Genomic DNA, 17,040 nt, shown 5'->3' on the forward strand with positions numbered 1-17,040 from the left:
ATAGGGGAGCGGAAGTTCGTGGCGAGTTAGTTCGTGGAAGCTAGATCGTGGCGATCGGGTTGAGCGGCGAACCAGCCGCGCCAGGAAGGTGAAGCGGCGGGGCAGTGAGCAAGAACGCGCTCCGGCCAGCCTCACGCAACGCCTGGGCGAGCTCTTGGGTGTACCAAAGTTCACCGAGCGGAACCCCGAGCTTGAAAAGGCAATGTTCGTGGAGCGGCAGGATCGCGGCCGGGCCCTCAGCAGGCAGTGCTGGATACAACTCAACCGCAGTGTTATCCGCAGCGATCGCCGCGATGCCCGCATCAGTGATCCACTGCAGCAACCGCTGATCCCGCCCATCGAGCCCAGCACCCAGCGATTCGAGCTTCTGCGCGTCAGGCTTGCCGCCCATCGCCATCAGCTCCGTCGCGAACCCGGTGTGGACCACCATGATGTCGCCCGGGCGGATATCCAGCTGGTCTGTGTGGATGATCCGTTGCAGGTCGTCGAAACCGACCGGCTTCCGGTCGCGGCCCAGGTGCTTCTCCAGGTCCACCAGAACCGCGCGTCCTTGGATAGGGTGCTGCGCCATCGAATGGATGCCGAGCGGGCCGAAATCGGCCGTCGATGTGGTCGGATCAGTGACGCTGCAATCTTCCGGACGCTGCGGAGCGTGGACATCAGTTCCAGCCCGGTAGCCGTTGTAATAGACGGGCTCCGGGACGCCGTCACCGTCCGCATCGAACATAGACCCAGCGTGAGCCAGCGAATCCCACTGAGTTGAGTACTGGTTGTGCAGCACCACGAGGTCATCGTTGAGCACGTCGGTTGCGCCCTCATGCACCTGGCTGATCTGGCAATTCGCGTTGACCAATCCGTTGCGCAGGTTAGGCCGGTGTACCGGCGGGAAACGGTTCGGGTTCAAAACGGTGCCGCCAGGCAAAGTGAGAGGCAGGCTCAGCGAAAAGGTGCGGTAGTCGCGGACTTCGGCGAAGCCCTCCCGGACCTTCTCCGGGGTGAGTAGATTTAGCCGTCCGAGCACATCGTCGGGTCCAAAGTCACCCCAGGTGGAGCCTGCAGGCTTCGACACCCAGCGGTTATTTTCTGTGTTGCGGTGCGTAGCCATAGAACCTCCATTTATATGCGTCTGCTTCAAGTTCTAGGTGATTTATGCAAGAACTGTCTAATTGTCTGTGCATATGAATCTTGATTAAAAACCTATGACGCTTAGAGCTGGGTGCCTCATGCCTGTTTAACCGCGAAATCACGCGATTCTTCGGCGGGTGCAGGGAATGGCTCTAGCGGTCGAAAGGGCGCGGAGTTGACGTTATCCACGTCACGAAAGCGAAATAAAAGCGGGGGTTATCGCGACGCATCGCGACAACCCCCGCTCGTGTGTTTAGTCAGCCCTCGGGCTGGAGACACAGCCTAGTGGCTGGTGGGTTAGGTGAGGAGGAAGCCCCACACCAGAACGGAAATCGTGTAGATGATTCCGAGCACCACGAGGATCAGCACAAGGTAACCCATCACATCGCGCAGCTTCAGCCCGGAGATCGCGAGTGCGGGCAGGATCCAGAACGGCTGGATCATGTTGGTCCACTGGTCACCAATCTGAACGGCCATCGCCGTGGCCGCCTGGTCCGCGCCCAGCGCGGTCGCCGCCTCCGCCATCACCGGCCCCTGAATAGCGAACTGGCCGCCACCCGAAGGCATGAACAGGTTCAGGAAACCAGCGGAAATGAACGACCAGAACGGTAGCGACTTCGCGGTAGCGAACGCACCGAACGCATCGGCGACAGCGACCGCCAAACCAGACGCACTCAAGATAGCCATGATGCCCGCATAGAACGGGTACTGGATGACGAGGCCGGAAATAATCTTGATGCCGTCATTCACGGCGTTAAGGAATGCCGATGGCCGCGCGAACAACAGGATCGCGAGGAACAGCAGCAAAATGTTGACCATGTCCAGGTTCAGGTCGCCGCCGCTGAGGAAGTAGCGGGCCACATACACCATCGCGATCAACCCGAAACCAATGCCAATAACCCGGGAATCATTCAACCGGCTAGCAATAGTCGGGCTCTGAACCTGCGTGCGCTTCGTCGAAACCGTTCCGAAAGCAGCCCTATTAATCTCGCGGACCTTCGCCGGGTCCGTAGGGTGCAACAGCATGTTGAACAGCGGCAAAATAACGAGCGTTGCCAACGTCGTCAGCAACAATTGCGGGGTGAAAATCGTTTCCGGCAACGGGATCACACCCACTTGTTTCTCCATAAAGCTGCCTGGCGTAGCCAACAGCAGCGGGACTGGAGCCGAAATCCCAAAACCAAATACAGCAAAACCTGAATAGCCCGCGGCAATAGCGAGCGGATAATGCAAGCCCTTAACGTTCATCGCGAGCTTTTGCGCAACAATGCCGCCCATCACCAGGCCGAAGCCCCAATTCAGCCAAGAACCAACACCAGCAACCACAGTTGCGGTGGCGATAGCGACGCGCGGCGAATAAATCTTAGAAGCCAAGCTGTCCAGGAAGCGGTCCACCGGTGGTGTCTTCGCGAGCACATAACCCGACAACAGCACCAAAGTCATCTGCATTGAGAAGGCCAACAGGTCCCATAAACCTGCGCCCCAGTAATCGACAACCTTGAGTGGGTTAGTGCCTCGAACTATGACCGCTAAAGCCATCGTCGTGACTGTTAGGAATATCGCTATGACGAACGGATCGGGTAGATATCGATCCATCAGATTCGAGAAGAACTGCACCGCCGCTTCAAGCGGCCCTCGTTTCTTCTTACCGGTCTGTAATTGGCTGGTCTTTAGTTGTGTGGATTGTGTCTGTGTTTGTGTTTCCGTTTGTGCGGATTGTGTCTGCGTTGTCTGCAAGCTATCTTCGTCTGGTTCGGCTTGCTTTTGACGCTTCCGCTTGAGGGTTAGAACCCCGTTTTTCATCATTCCCCCTAAGGGCTCGTTGAGTGTTGGTTTTTACACACTTTCAACGCCGCGCGGCATCGCGTTAACGCCCGGCGAAGAGGACCCCTTTCCGTAGCTACAAACTGGTATGCCGCGGACGTTGAGAAAGAGCGTATGCACTGCGGGAGGGTGGGGCGACGAACATGACGAAATAAAAACTGGGGCGTGCGAATACCCGGACTATGAACCTGACGATGGACTTGGTTGCGTAATGTCACCTTGCGTTTCCTTGCGGGTGTTTGAATGGGTTCATGAGCGAGAAACTTTTTGAACACGAATCCGAAGAGTCGATGAGCCGCGAACAGGCCGCCGCCCGCCTGCGCGACCTCGCCGATGCGCTCGAACGCCAAAACAAGGTGCGCGTCCAGTCCGGCGAAACCGACGTCGTCGTCGACGTGCCGGACCATGTGGGCTACGAATACGAAATCGAAGTCAAGCAAGGCGGAAAGTCCGAGATCGAAGTCAAGATCTTCTGGAAGTAGGGCCGCCGGGGCGGGTTATTCCCGCGCGTGAAAGCTGAAGAGCCGGGCATAGATTCACCGTGCCCGGCTCTTCAAATTCCAAGTCATCAGTACGGTATTTTGCGAACGCGGACTATGATGCTTCTACAGTGTGAAGCTGTTGCGAGTTACATACCTTTTGGGTCTAAAGAAAGTAAAAAATGAAGCGTTTTCCCGTACTGATGCTTGTTGGGCTCCTCGGTTTGACGGCATGCTCGTCGACTGCTCCGGAGCACGTTCCCGCCAGTGATAATCCTTCTGCAGAAGCCGAAGCCCCGCAGGGCTCTGAAGAGACGCAGTCCGCTGAGGAGAAAACTCAAAAGAAGAAACTGACGGTCCCTTTCGGCGATACGTATAAGTGGCCACATGGTCACGAAATCACTGTTGGAAAACCCGAAGAATTCACCATCTCAAATGAGTTCACCCGAGAAATGTTCGAGGGCAAAACAGTGAAACTCAAAGTGACTCACGTTAATAACAGTGAGGAACCTTACGAGGCTTCTGATGTTGTGTACTCCGCGACCTCAGGGGGCAAAGCTGCCGAAGAGGTATTTGCCACTGAAGATGACATCGACATGCCGATGGTCGAAATCACGCCGGGCGATTCACTTACTTACTACATCGGGTTCCAAGTGGAGGATCCGAAAGATCTGACGTTGAAGGTTCTTCCCGAAGATTACTCAAGCATGGACGTAATAGAGCCGGGTCGATTCAGCACCCGCGCGGAATAGAAACTACTGAAAATACGATGGCCGTCGGCCGGAATCAGATCCGGACGACGGCCATCGTCGTTAAACGCCGAGTGCAGCGCTAGGTGTGCAATAGCCGCGGCTGTGGCCGCAACCGAAACAGCGGCTACGAACGCAGGGTGCGCATCGCGCCTTCAACTCGCTGAAGCTCTTCAAGCATCGTCTTCGCGGCGGCTACGTGGTCCTCGGTGGCGACGAACTCGCCGTCCTTGAGGTACTTGCTGAAACCATGCAACGCGACCTGCTCGGTGAGCGGGAACAGCTTGAGCGTGGACGTGATCGGCTTCAGCGTCTGCACCGCACGCATACCGCCCGAAGCGCCGCCGTAGCTCACAAAACCGAGCGGCTTGTAGTGCCACTCAACCCACAGGTAATCCAGGGCGTTCTTGATCGCGGCCGAGAAACCGAAGTTGTATTCCGGCATCACAAACACAAAAGCATCCGAACCGTCCACGAGCGCCGACCACTTCTTAGTGTGCTCATGCTGGTAGTCACGCAGACGCGGATGCTTCGGCTCGTCCATCATCGGCAAGTTGATCTCGCCGAGGTCAGCAACCTGAACCTCAAACCCGTCAAACTCGCGCGCGACCTTTTCAAACCACCGCCCGACCGGCAACGCCTTACGGCCTGGTCGGGTACTAGCAATCACGATGGTCAACGTCGGCTTAGACACGAAGCGGCCTCCAAAAGATCTTTGAAATTTGTTCAGTGGACATTTTAGGTGAGGGGTAGCCGCACGATTCCACGCACTTCCACGGCCTAAAGCTTTCCCCACTACACGTGAAGCACCTCACACGAGACAGTGGATAACACCGAGACAGTGGAGCTCCCCAAAGGGATACATACCACTAAGGACCGCACCACAGGCCAACACCTGGGTGAACCTCGTGAAAGGAGCAGGACCGTGCTCACCAAGATCAAAAACAGCCTCGCCAATACCCGCGTGTGGGGCATGAACATGCTCGCTAGCGAAACCCGCATCATCCGCCTCAACCACAACGGAAAGCGCAAAGCCACACACTGCCCGGAATGCAACGAGGCCTGGGCCGGCTGGGCTGTGTAACGCTCCAGCGTCAACAAACACTCCAACGCCAACAAACACTGCAGCGCCAAAACACGGGGGCGCGGCCAGCAATAACGCTGGCCGCGCCCCCGTTTCAGTGTCTACTTAGGCGTCGACGTCGGCGTCGGCTTCCGCCTCAGCCTTTGCTTTCGCCTCGGCTTCAGCTTTCGCGGCCGCGGCTTGCGCTTTCTTCTTTTCGCGCACCTTCCGCTTCGCCTTCTTCCGGGCCAGCCGCATCTTCTGCCGCTCAATAGCCCGAGCGCGCCGCTCAGCAGCCTCCGCCTTAATCTCGGCGTGCTCTTCCTTCATCCCCTCAATCGCAGAGGACTTACCGCCACCCGGAAGCCCCGGCGCGAGCGTCGCCCAGTCACGTACCGCCTCAACACGCGTCACCAAGAAGCACGCGAGCACCAGCATCAGGAACCCGGTGATCAGCCACCCCATCAGGATGCTCGCCGCCGCCGACGTACCGAGGATCACGCCGCCACCAATCAGGGAACGGAACGCCTCAACCGTGTACGTCATCGGCAAGTAAGGGTGAATATCCCGCAGGATCCCCGGCATCGTCTGCCACGGATACGTACCGCCCGCTGAGGCGATCTGCAAGACAATCAGGATCAGCGAAAGGAACCGGCCCGGCGCACCCAACAAGCTCACCAAGCCCTGGTTCACCGCGAGGAACGCGAGCGAACCCAACGTCACCAGCCCCCACAACAGGAACGGGTGCGCCACCTCAAGCCCGAAAATGAACTGCACGACGACGGTGATGACCGCCGCCTGAACGATCGCCATGATCGCGGCACGGCTATAGGACGCGAACGCCATCTGAATGAACGAATACCACTTGCCGCGGTACTTACGCACCAAACGCTCAGGGATCGGCGCGAGCAGCATGAAGAACGCGATACCGCCAATCCACAACGCGAGCGACATGAAGTACGGGCTCAAACCCGTACCGTTATTCGCCATCTCATTGATGCGCTCCAGCTCACCCGTAACCGGCGCCGAGTTGACCTCGGAGAGCTTCTTCTTCTCATCCTTCGTGAACGCCGGGACCTTGCCCGCGCCGTCCTTCAGGCCATCCGTGAGCTCACCCGAACCATCAGCCAGCTCACCCAAGCCGTCATGCAACTGGTTGGAGCCATCGTGCGCTTCCTTCGCGCCATCATCGAGCTTGCCCACGCCAGCCTGCAACTGACCCGTGCCATCCGCAAGCTTGCCCGCACCCTTCGACAACTCACCGGCACCATCGTTGAGCTTGCCGATGCCAGCCACCAACTCAGGGGCCTGCTGCGCCAACTGCTTGGTCCCGTCCTTGAGCTTCTTGGCGCCGTCAGCGAGCTCAGGGGACTTCTCCGCCAACTGGCCCAAGCCATCCGAAAGCTTGGTCGCGCCATCATTCAGCTTGCCGGTCGCGACGTTGAGCTCGCCCGCGCCCTTCTTGAGCGCGGCATTGCCTTCACGCAGCTTCTGCAGGATCTCCTCCGGAAGCAACGGCTTCTTGCTGCCATCCGTCAAACCGGCGTTCTTCGCGGCCTCACGCACCGAATCGATGCCCGAACGAATAGCGGCAGCATCCTGCTGCGCCGTGCCGAACCGCTCAGCGAACTTCGGATTATCCTTCAGGAACTGCTGGAACTCCTCCGAACCCTCCAGGTCCTTCAGGAAACCATCCACACGCTTCGCCGCCGGATCCAGATCGATCGTGACGTCCGGACGCAACGCATCGAAATCCTTCTGAGCCTTCTCGGCGGCCGCCAGCAATTGATCGTTCGCGCCGGTCAGATCCTGCGCACGCTTATTCAGCTCAGTGATCTTGCTGTTGAGCTCACCCGTGCCCGAACTCAACTGCTTGGAACCCGAGAACAACTGCTGGATCGCATCATTCGCGGTACCAGCACCCTTAGCGAGCTTGCCGGCACCAGCATCCAGAGCCTTCGCCGCATCGGGCATTGACGCGGTCTTGGACTTCAACTCGCCCAAGCCGCCAGCCAAAGTGCGCGCGCCATCGGCAAGCCGCACCGCACCGGCGTTCAGCTCACCCGAGGCGTCCCGCAAGCTCTTGGTGCCATCGGACAACCGCAACAGGCCAGAGCTCAACTCACCCGAGGCGTCGCGCGCCGAATTCGCGCCATCAGTAACCTTGCCCGAACCATCCGCGGCATCCGTGAGCGAACCGTTGATCTCCGTGAGGCTCACATACACGTTCTCCAGGTATTCCTTAGCGAACTGCGAGCGCAACTCCGTGGTCAGCTTCTCCTGAACCGAAGAGGCGATCTGCCCCATGATGAAGTTGGTTGAGTCGTTCGTCTGGATAGTCATGTGAGCGGAGGCCGCGTCAGTGATCGAGGCCTCCTTCTGCGAAGCCTTCGCCGCGTGCGCCAGATGCTCCGAGAACCCCTCCGGGATCGTCAGCACCGCGAGCGCTTTGCCGTGCTCCAACGCATGCTTCGCTTCCGCGGCCGTGGCGGTATCCCAGTTGAGGTTCTTCTTCGAATCGTCCTCGACCAGCTTCTTGGTGAGCTCATCGCCCACGTTGATGCTCTCGCCCTTGACCTCCGCCGCGGTGTCCTCATTCACGATCAACGCGGGAACCTGGTCAAGCCTGCCCGTCGGGTCAAGGTTGGAGAGGATCAGCATCGCCGCGTAAATCAACGGGATGCAGCCCACCGCAATCAGCGAAACCGTGATCCGGCCATACCGATGCAGGAACCCCTTGAAACCGGTCGGTTCGCTGTGTTCGGTGGCGGGGCTGGCGTGGTCAACGCCGGCGCCGTCATGCGGCATTGATTCCGATGCGGGTTGTTGCTGTGAATCTGTGTGTGAAGCCATAATTGTCAGCTCTTAATCTCAGCTCGTAAAGCGGTGGGGCCTCAATGGTGTGGGATGAGTCCGTGGTGGGGGGAGGGGTGGCGCCGCCGCCAGGTCAGTGCCCGGGCACGCGTTCTGGGTGCAGGATTCGGTGCGCGAGGTTTTGCAGTGTCTTGGCTAGTTGCTTGGCGGTTTCGCCGCGGGTTCCGGCGAGCCATCCGATGGCCGCGCCAACCACCCCGTCGGCGACGAACTTGATCTTCTGGGCCAGCGTAGGGTCAGACGTGTCCGCGAGTTTGATCTGGGAAAGGTCTTTGCTCATGAACGGGTTGTCGTTGCGGTTGAGCCCTTCTTCGATCGCGAACCCATTCCACAGCTGACGCGCGAGCGCTTGCGTGATCGCGTGCATCACCTGATAGTTGCTTGGCCCATGGAGGACATTCAGGAAGAAGTCCCGGTCGTCCTGAAGGTGGTTCAGTAGCCGGCGGATTGCGTCGGGGCTGTTTTTCTTATTGGATGTGGTGCCCCGGTGCGGCGCCGGATCACCAGGAGCGGCAGGGCTACCGATCGCGTCCCCTTCCCATGCGGTGAAGAGGAGCTGCTCGAGGTTGTGGACGGCTGTGGCCTCGATGAGGCCGGTGAGGTCGCCGAAGTGCTGGTATAACGTTGGTCGTGACGTGCCCGCTTCCCGCGCGGCCATGGAAGCGGTGATTTTTTCGATGGGCTGGTCCCGTAGAAGGTCATCCATCGCGGCGATGAGGTTCTCGCGTGAACGCGCAACACGTGGGTCAGTGTGCGGATTGGCGTCAGATGACGAGTGACCGTCGATTGCGTTGACTTGCTCGCCCGTCGTAGCGTTGATTGTCACGAGCCCTCCGTTCTTTAGTGCTGAGTCGTTCAGTGTACGCCCATTCGAACTCACCTAACTATTCGAAGTTACTCAGTATATATTACACCTGTAAAAGAGGGTTTGCGAGTGAAGTGCGCTACACATACCTATTGAGGAGTATCCCATGGCTGGTGGACTTGCCGCCCTGTTCGATGATGTCGTCGCGATCGCTCGCGCCGCTGCCGCATCGTTGGATGATGTTGCCGCCGCAACCGGCAAGGCCACCGCGAAAGCCGCCGGCGTTGTGGTTGACGATGCGGCCGTAACCCCGCGCTATGTCCAGGGCATCACGCCGCAACGCGAGCTCCCAATCGTGTGGAAGATCGCGCGCGGATCCATCATCAACAAGCTCGTGATCATCTTGCCGCTCATCATGCTGATGAGCGAGTTCACTCCCTGGCTTTTGACTCCTCTGCTCATGGTCGGCGGCCTTTTCTTGTGCTTCGAGGGCGCAGAGAAAATTTGGGAAGTCCTGACCGGACACTCAGAGGATAAGAATCCTCCTGCCTCATTCCAAGGAGCGGCCGAAGAGAAGCAGATCGTGCGCGGCGCCGTCCGCACCGACCTCATCTTGTCTGCCGAAATCATGGTCATCTCGCTGTCTGCAGTGGACGAGATGGGTTTCTGGATGCGCCTCATCTCGCTGATCGTGGTGGCGCTGGTCATCACTGTCGCGGTGTATGGCGTGGTTGCGTTGATCGTCAAAATGGACGACGTCGGCCTCGCCCTGGCCAAGAAGCCGTCCACTGAGAAGCTTGGTGTTGGCATCGTCAAGGCGATGCCGGTGGTCATGAAGACCCTCTCGATCGTCGGCGTGGTCGCGATGCTGTGGGTCGGCGGGCACATCCTGCTGGTCGGCATGCACGACCTCGGCTTCCACCCGATCTATGAATGGGTGCATCACCTCGAGGTTGCGGTCGCTGGTGCGACCGGCGGAGCGGGTGCCGCGCTCGGCTGGCTCACCAACACGTTCTTCTCCGCCGTGCTCGGTTTCGTGCTGGGTTCCGTTGTGGTTGGCGTCGTTGCTTTGGTGCACACCGCGATGCGCGGGAAGGGTGGCGCGGAAACTGGCGCTGGCGAGGTCGCCGAAGGCCAAGATGGCGGCCAAACTAGCGCTACAGGCGAGGGAAAGGGTGACGAGTCCGATCCTCGTGTAACAAAGCAATAACTTTTGCTTCAAGCAGTGGATAAAGGTTTAAGTGTCACATAGATTTATACACAGGTGGCTCACAGAAGTTCGGCTGTGAAGTTGCCGCTGACCTCGGCGGATGCGCCTTGGGAAAACAGCCCCGAAGCGGCGAATGCCTCGCCGCACCGGGGCTGTTTCGCATTTAAGACGCACAGCGAGACACAAAAGAGCGTTGGGGCGACCAGCTCAAGCTGATCGCCCCAACGCGTTACTTATGTGAATTAGTTGTGTGAGTTCGCTATGCGACTTTTTCTTGTACTTGTTCTGTTGTTACAGAATCATTCGATCCAGCTTTGGGGAGACGGCTCAACGTGAAGATCGCCAGCCCCGCGATCAGCAGCACCGCTGCGGACAGCATGAACACCGCCTGCGGTGTCCAGCCGCCGTCGAGCAGCGCGCCGATTGCCGTTGGAGCGATGATCGCTCCAACACGACCCACGCCCAAGGCCGCGCCAACACCCGTACCGCGGAGCCCCGCTGGGTATGACGCAGGGGTGATGGTGTAGAGGCCGGCAACACAACCGTTGACCAACATGCCCACGAGGACACCCAGAGCGAAAGCCAAGAAGAGCATCGAGGTAGAAGAAATGAAGCCAACCATTGCGACGGCAGAGAAGATCACGAACCCGACCATCACTTGGTACGGAGTCCACTTGCTGCACAGCATGCCGTAGACCACGGAACCCAAAGCCCCGCCAAGCGTGAGCGCGATACCGCCGTAAACGCCCTGCTGCTCCGTCATGCCTGCCACAACCAGAAGCTTCGGAGTCCAGGAGTTCACAAAGTAGAACGCGAACATCGTTGCGAAGAACGCGACCCAGATGAGGATCGTGGTCGCCTTGAAACGGCCGATCAAGACATCAGTAATCTTGGCCGCTGGCTCGGCTTCGCCGGCGCTTTCGGTTGGTCGGCTTCGCGCCAACTCAGGATCGATGTTGAGGCGCTGAGCGACGCGCAACAGCTTCTGCTGCGAACGCTGATCGCGCCGGGTCTCGAGGAAGTCCACTGACTCCGGCAGGTACATAATCACGACCAACAGGGTCAGTCCCGTGAGTACACCGCCAAAGACGAAGACCGAATGCCAGCCGTACTGGCCCAGGAGCCATGCTGCTCCCATGCCCCCGAAGCCGGCGCCGATTCCGTACCCAGCGGTGTAGATGCTGATAGCAAGACCACGGTGTTTATCGGAAGCGTATTCGTTACAGATGATGTTTGCGCCTGCCAGGATGCCGCCAACACCTAGACCGGTTACGATGCGCCAGCAGGCGATCATCGTGGCAGAGTCAGCGCTTGCCGTCAGAAGCATGCCGACGGTGGCCAGAGCGGCTGAAGCAATCAGAACTGGCCTGCGGCCGACCTTGTCCGCCAAAGGGGAGAGGACGATCGCGCCGACGGCCATACCGATGAGGCCAGAGCTTAGGAGCATTCCGAGCTCGGCGCCGGAGAGCCCGAATTCATTAGAGACAGCCGACGCCGTGAAGGCCATAGCCAAAACGTCGAAGCCGTCGAGGGCGTTCAACATAGTGCAGACACCCACAATGAACACTGCTGCGGCCGCATCGGGGTTGAGTTGAGTACCGTACGGAGAGAAGAGTTCATTGGTGTCAACTCACTTCGATCGTGACAGCAGCGTTGCTGTTCTGGGTGGGAGTGATGCGTGAGACGCAACAGCACATGTTCTGTTGAGGTTCTTCGTTCTTCTGACGCTCGGAGAAGAACACATCGCGATGATCGACCTTGCCTTCAAGCTCCAAGATCTTGACCTGGCACAGTCCACATTCGCCTTTGCGGCAATCGAACATCATGTCTGCGCCGGCACGTTCTAGTGCTTCCAGCAGAGATTCGTCTTGCTCGACCTCGGTCGTTATGCCCAGGCGCGGCACCGTGACTGTGAACGGTTCTGGGTCGAACCAACCCGAATTGCCGAAGGTTTCGAAGCGCAGGTTGGTGATGTCTAGATCGGTGTCGCTCCAAGCGCGGCGCACAGCGTCCATGAGCCGGATGGGCCCGCACATATAGAACTCCGTGTCTTGTTCAATTGAGCCCACTAGAGTCGGCACGTCCAGAGTCTTGCCCTCAGCATCAACATAGATGGTCGCTTGTTCACCGTGATCGGTCAGGATGCGATCAAGGTAAGCCATCGCACCCCGGTGCCGACCTGCATAGATCAGCTGATAATCGGCGCCGAGGCGGCGCAATGTGTCGGCCATCGACAAGATTGCTGTGACCCCAATACCGCCGGCCAGCAACACATACTTCTTCGCCCCAATGCGCAGGGGGAAGTCCTGCTGCGGCATGCTGACGCGAAGCTGATCGCCGGGCTCGAGGGCATGCATCGCCTCGGAACCGCCTCGTGAATTAGGCGTTCGGAACACCGTGAGCGCAATCGTCTTGGCACCCTTATCGACATCAACGATGGAGTAGGAGCGCTTCAGGCTACGGTCTTCCCACGGGACAAGAACATCCAGGTGCTCACCGGCTTTAACATCGACCCCGTAGGGGACATTCAGTTCGATCCGGGCAATATTCTCAGCCACAGGAATCGTGGCCGCTACCGTTGCGTCGAACCACGTTTTTTGGTGCATAGTAGCCATGGGCGCTCCTAAGCTTTCGGAGCAACGGTCGTGGCGCGACCCTCGGCCTGGAGTGCTTCCTCCAAGATTCGACGCACCCACATGCCCCCGGCATCGATGTTCAGCGAATAGAACTCGTGGTCCGGGTTCGCCTCGATGGCTTCCTGCTGTGCTTTGAGCATCTCTTCGTCTTCTCCGAATACTCCGTGCACGCCGTCACGCAGCTGAGTGGTGATCAGCTGTGAGTCGAGGCAGTAGTTGCGCATGAAAGCCCAGAAGTAATGGCAGGACCGATCTGATTCAGGGCTGATGGTGTTCATGACAAAGCCGTTGACGCCCTGGCTACGGTCACCTTCTGGCGCGCCAGTGCCTGCTTTAGCGACGCCCACGTCGATGCAGATCGTTGATGGGTAGGTGTAGTGGATGATCTGCCAGCGGTCCACCTTGCCTTCGAAGCCCGGGAACTTGTCGCGCATGTTCTTCAGCCAGAAAGGTGGAGCGTCGATGTTGCGCATCCAACGCGTCACGGTCACGGTGCGGCCATCGTGGGTCGTTTCGAACTCAGCGTCTGAGAGTTCGTCTTGACCGATCGACGAGGAGTGCACGAATTCTTCGTGCGTGAGGTCCATGAGGTTGTCCAGTACCAACTGATAGTTGCAGTCGGCGTGGATGGTCTTGCCGTCACCGGCCCACTCGGTTGAGCTCATCTGGCTCATATCGGGGATGTCATCTGGGTTGGCGAGCTCTGGGTCGCCGAGCCAGACCCATACGTAGCGATAGCGTTCCTCAACCCGGTATGACGGGACCGTTGCGGACGGGTTCAAGGTTTCCTGCGCCGGCATGTGAGTGCAGCGACCTGCCGAATTGTACTGCAACCCGTGGTACGGGCATTGGATCTCATCGCGGCCCATGAGCTTGCCCTTAGAGAGAGGTGCCAGGCGGTGCCAGCAGGCGTCAGCCAGAGCTACAGGCTTCCCGTCCGTCGTGCGGTAGAGCACCAGAGGCTTCTTTGCGATGGTCCGCGCGAGCGGCTTCCGATTCACCTCATGATCCCAAGCTGCAACGTACCAAGCGTTGAGCGGGTGCGGAAAGATTTTGGCGGTGGTAATGGTCTCTGGCTGCGCCGTCATGATGCTCCTCCAACTAGCTGCATGTATAAATAACTAAAGAGTTAGTTATTTTGTGAGGTGAGCCACACATTACTTCAGCTGGGTATGCTTTGACAAGAGGTTGGAAAGGAAAATCTATGAGCCTGCGATCCGCACTGTTGGCGCTACTGTCTTCAGGGCCGATGACCGGCTACGACGTGGTCAAGCGGTTCTCCGGGTCAGTCGGGTATCTGTGGCAGGCGAAAGATTCACAGATCTATCCGGCCTTGCGCAAAATGGAAGAGGAAGAGCTACTCGAAGGTGAGCTCATTCCTTGGGGTTCGAACGGCGCCATGAAGACCCAGTACAGCGTGACAGAGGCCGGGCTGGCCGAGTTGCGCAGATGGCAGGCGTCCGACCATGAATATGGTCTTGAACGCGACCCGATCGAGTTGCGAGTGGCCTATGGGGAGTGGGCAGATCCGGGGGATCTAGAGCGAATGCTTGAAGCGCATATTGCTCACCATGAGGGCGAGATCGAGCAGGCCCACAAACAGGTTGAAGACATCGAAACCAGGAAATCTCCCGTGATTCAGCGGCGCCTACAGAACTACTCGGAAGCAGACGCGCAACGGATTATCCGTTTCAAAGTGCTGGCCTACGAAGGGCGCATCGCTCGCTCCCAAGCAGAGATCAAGTGGGCCAAGAAAACCTTGAAAGAGCTCGGGGGCCTAACTGAGCGCTCCTAATCCGAGCCCTGCCGCGCCTTCTGGTCTTCCTGCTCGCGTGCCTTCTCGCGGGCGAACCACCACCACAGCAACAACAGCGCAACCGCAACGATCACGATGATGTCAATCCACACATCGGACAGTGCAGCCGCCTGCGTTTGGAGCCACATCTGCGTCTCCAGCGGAACCAGCTGGGGCGCGGTCACCAAACCATTCGTGGTCCAGAACAGAACACCCACGGCGATCATCAAAACACCCGTGATCACCGAAACCACGTGGAACTCACGCCCCGCAACCGTGAAGGTGCGGCCCCGCAAAACGCCGCGGCCCCGCGTGCCCAACCGCTGCCACAACACCGCGATCACGAACAGCGGAACCACCATGCCCGCGCCGTACACCGCCATCATGAGCCCAGACATCCACGCGCTACCCGACGTCGCCGCAAGAGTCAGGACCGAACCCAAAATAGGTCCCGCACACGCGCCGGCAAGCCCCGACGTCAAACCCAACAGCAGGCTCTTGACCAGCCCTGTGGCCATCGACGTCCGCTCATGCACCGCATCGGACCCCGGGACCCAACGCGCAACATCGAACCCCAGCCCAAAAATCTGCAGCACACCCAAAACAATCAGCACGATGGCCGCAACAATGATCATCGGCGTGCGGTACTCGTTGAACAACTGAGCCAGCGCCCCCACACCCAAGCCCAGCGGGACCAGCACCGCGACCATGCCCACAAAAAACACGAGCGAATGCACCACAAGCCGCGCACCCGAACCCACAACAGTCCCGAAATACGCCGGCAACAACAACGCCGAACACGGGCTCAACAACGCAAGAGTCCCGCCGATGAACGCCGCAACAACCCCGATATCCATGACGTATGCCTCCTAAAGCAGGCGCCGCTTACTCGGAATCCTGCTGGGAACGCTCCTGGTCCAGCTGCTGCTCAACAATCAGCTCAAACTGCTCGGTCGGCTGCGCGCCGCTCACCGGCTGCGTGCCCACAATGAACATCGGAGTCGACGTCACACCCAGCTCCGCCGCCTTATGCTGATGCTGCGCCACAAGATCCGCGATCTTCTGCGAACCCATGTCCGCCTTGAACTTCTCCGCATCCAAGCCAAGCTCCTCGGCGATCTCAACCATCTTGTCCTCAGGGAAGCTCTTCATCGGCTTCCCGCCCGGATACAACGCCTTCTGGAACTCGAGGAACTTACCCTGCTCACCGGCCGCCGCTGCGGCCTGCGCCGCCTTAACCGACTCCTCGCCGAACACATTCGCCTCACGGAACTCAATCCGCAAGTCGCCCGGCTCAACATACTTCTCCATCAGAACCGGCAACGTATTCGTGGTCCACAAAGCACAGAAACCGCACTGGAAATCCGAATACATAATCATCTGAACCGGCGCATTCGGCTCACCGACCGCCAGCGTGTCATCCGGGTTCCGCTCCGGCAACGACCTAATCAGCTCAAGCCGAGCCTGCTCCTCGCTGTTCTGCTCACCCTGGTTCTTCCGCTGCTCGTTGACCGCGGCATCCTCCGCCGCATAATCCGGGACGTTGCCCTTGTTGCCGTTGCCGCCGTCGCCACCACGCAAACCCAACACCAACGCAATCGCCATCACAGCCGCCACAATCACGATGGCGGGGAACAGATACTTACGCCATGCCGGTGCGGTGCTCTCAGCGGTTTCCGATGGGGCGGCTTCCGTTGGGGTGGGGGACTGATTAGGCACGAAGGCTCCTTAGCCGGGGTCTCCATTAACAGGGCCCTAATAAACAACAGGGCTCTAATAAACAAGGTATAGGCGCCCCTATTTTCCCACGGAACGTCAATAACACAACCATTGCGCTATCCGCTATTCCAAGCACTGGAAATACATGCCAATTTGCGCATATTGACGCCATGCTGCTCTCCGCGATCTTCTTCATCACCTCCTCGGACTCCGGTTCCCTCGTGATGGCGATGCTCGCAACCGGCGGCGACAGCGAACCACGCTCGTGGATCCGTGCGTTCTTCGCGGTCGCAACCTCCGTGCTCGCAGCAGCCCTGCTGATGGCCGGTGGTCTCGAAGCGCTCCAGGCCGCTTCGATCTCTGTGGCTCTGCCGTTCTCGTTCGTCATGGTCCTCCTGGCAATTTCCACATGGAAATACCTTGGCGCCAACGTCCGGCGCAACGACAAGCTCCGTCGCGAAGCGTTCATCGAAGAAATCGGTGAGGCATACGGGCTCGAAACCGAAGCAACCGAATCCACCACCAAGAGATCAGACTCGTGGTGGCGCGGCCTACGGAACTAATCCGGGCGTAACGCTCCGGCTTTAAACACAGCGTGGGGAAGGTCGTTCAGCGGCCTTCCCCACGCTGTGTTTAAAGCGGTAACTGACCCCGGGCCGGCCTACCCCTTAGTAGACGGAGCCCCCGTGCAACGGAGCGCGTAAAGATACGCAAAAACCGGTAGGCTATTGTGCACTTGAATGCCCCGCTCGCTCCCGAGC

The 17,040-nt window shown here is 58.9% G+C and carries 16 protein-coding genes; 6 read left to right on the forward strand and 10 right to left on the reverse strand.

Going from position 1 to position 17,040, the window contains the following annotated elements:
* Positions 1–40: 40 nt before the first annotated feature.
* Together CAY35_RS05600 and CAY35_RS05605 are read right to left on the reverse strand one after the other, a co-directional pair.
* On the reverse strand, positions 41–1,105 hold the full coding sequence (locus CAY35_RS05600; protein ID WP_109303700.1) for a cyclase family protein: 1,065 nt from the start codon (positions 1,103–1,105) through the stop codon (positions 41–43).
* Positions 1,106–1,422: 317 nt separating this feature from the next.
* Entirely contained in the window at positions 1,423–2,931 is a 1,509-nt protein-coding gene (locus CAY35_RS05605; protein WP_309136527.1) for a short-chain fatty acid transporter, read from the reverse strand.
* Positions 2,932–3,200: 269 nt separating this feature from the next.
* On the opposite strand from CAY35_RS05605, the gene CAY35_RS05610 reads away from it, so the two are divergent.
* On the forward strand, positions 3,201–3,431 hold the full coding sequence (locus CAY35_RS05610; RefSeq protein ID WP_070491850.1) for an amphi-Trp domain-containing protein: 231 nt from the start codon (positions 3,201–3,203) through the stop codon (positions 3,429–3,431).
* A gap of 179 nt (positions 3,432–3,610) precedes the next feature.
* On the forward strand, positions 3,611–4,180 hold the full coding sequence (locus CAY35_RS05615) for a hypothetical protein (RefSeq protein ID WP_109303701.1): 570 nt from the start codon (positions 3,611–3,613) through the stop codon (positions 4,178–4,180).
* A gap of 124 nt (positions 4,181–4,304) precedes the next feature.
* Here the strand turns inward: CAY35_RS05615 and CAY35_RS05620 are convergent, their stop codons facing one another.
* Positions 4,305–4,871, reverse strand: a complete 567-nt coding sequence (locus CAY35_RS05620; RefSeq protein ID WP_109303702.1) for an NADPH-dependent FMN reductase — start codon at positions 4,869–4,871, stop codon at positions 4,305–4,307.
* A 231-nt stretch (positions 4,872–5,102) separates the two neighbouring features.
* Here CAY35_RS05620 and CAY35_RS09600 point away from each other — a divergent pair, with 231 nt between their 5' ends.
* Positions 5,103–5,261: a hypothetical protein gene (locus tag CAY35_RS09600; RefSeq protein WP_180754698.1), complete on the forward strand. Its 159-nt coding sequence runs from the start codon at positions 5,103–5,105 to the stop codon at positions 5,259–5,261.
* A gap of 105 nt (positions 5,262–5,366) precedes the next feature.
* Here the strand turns inward: CAY35_RS09600 and CAY35_RS05625 are convergent, their stop codons facing one another.
* Together CAY35_RS05625 and CAY35_RS05630 are read right to left on the reverse strand one after the other, a co-directional pair.
* Positions 5,367–8,093 (reverse strand): YhgE/Pip domain-containing protein, encoded by a 2,727-nt coding sequence (locus tag CAY35_RS05625; RefSeq protein WP_109303703.1) that lies wholly within the window; start codon positions 8,091–8,093, stop codon positions 5,367–5,369.
* Positions 8,094–8,187: 94 nt separating this feature from the next.
* Positions 8,188–8,940: a TetR/AcrR family transcriptional regulator gene (locus tag CAY35_RS05630; RefSeq protein ID WP_109303704.1), complete on the reverse strand. Its 753-nt coding sequence runs from the start codon at positions 8,938–8,940 to the stop codon at positions 8,188–8,190.
* A 145-nt stretch (positions 8,941–9,085) separates the two neighbouring features.
* On the opposite strand from CAY35_RS05630, the gene CAY35_RS05635 reads away from it, so the two are divergent.
* Entirely contained in the window at positions 9,086–10,129 is a 1,044-nt protein-coding gene (locus CAY35_RS05635; RefSeq protein ID WP_109303705.1) for a DUF808 domain-containing protein, read from the forward strand.
* A 259-nt stretch (positions 10,130–10,388) separates the two neighbouring features.
* Here the strand turns inward: CAY35_RS05635 and CAY35_RS05640 are convergent, their stop codons facing one another.
* The 3 genes from CAY35_RS05640 to CAY35_RS05650 form a co-directional block, all read right to left on the reverse strand.
* On the reverse strand, positions 10,389–11,672 hold the full coding sequence (locus CAY35_RS05640; protein ID WP_146191924.1) for an MFS transporter: 1,284 nt from the start codon (positions 11,670–11,672) through the stop codon (positions 10,389–10,391).
* A gap of 82 nt (positions 11,673–11,754) precedes the next feature.
* Positions 11,755–12,744, reverse strand: coding sequence for a PDR/VanB family oxidoreductase (locus CAY35_RS05645; RefSeq protein ID WP_109303707.1), 990 nt, complete (start codon positions 12,742–12,744; stop codon positions 11,755–11,757).
* An 8-nt stretch (positions 12,745–12,752) separates the two neighbouring features.
* Positions 12,753–13,853, reverse strand: coding sequence for an aromatic ring-hydroxylating dioxygenase subunit alpha (locus CAY35_RS05650; protein WP_109303708.1), 1,101 nt, complete (start codon positions 13,851–13,853; stop codon positions 12,753–12,755).
* Positions 13,854–13,969: 116 nt separating this feature from the next.
* Here CAY35_RS05650 and CAY35_RS05655 point away from each other — a divergent pair, with 116 nt between their 5' ends.
* A complete protein-coding gene (locus CAY35_RS05655; protein ID WP_109303709.1) occupies positions 13,970–14,560 on the forward strand; it encodes a PadR family transcriptional regulator in 591 nt (196 codons plus the stop codon).
* Here the strand turns inward: CAY35_RS05655 and CAY35_RS05660 are convergent.
* A complete protein-coding gene (locus CAY35_RS05660) occupies positions 14,557–15,417 on the reverse strand; it encodes a cytochrome c biogenesis CcdA family protein (protein ID WP_109303710.1) in 861 nt (286 codons plus the stop codon). The two genes, CAY35_RS05655 and CAY35_RS05660, sit on opposite strands and share 4 nt — an antisense overlap.
* Before the next feature lie 28 nt (positions 15,418–15,445).
* Positions 15,446–16,279 (reverse strand): DsbA family protein, encoded by an 834-nt coding sequence (locus CAY35_RS05665; RefSeq protein ID WP_109303711.1) that lies wholly within the window; start codon positions 16,277–16,279, stop codon positions 15,446–15,448.
* A 125-nt stretch (positions 16,280–16,404) separates the two neighbouring features.
* On the opposite strand from CAY35_RS05665, the gene CAY35_RS05670 reads away from it, so the two are divergent.
* Entirely contained in the window at positions 16,405–16,842 is a 438-nt protein-coding gene (locus CAY35_RS05670) for a BCCT family transporter (protein WP_375231759.1), read from the forward strand.
* Positions 16,843–17,040: the final 198 nt, after the last annotated feature.

This window comes from Pseudoglutamicibacter cumminsii (assembly GCF_003143995.1).
GTDB lineage: Bacteria > Actinomycetota > Actinomycetes > Actinomycetales > Micrococcaceae > Pseudoglutamicibacter > Pseudoglutamicibacter cumminsii_B.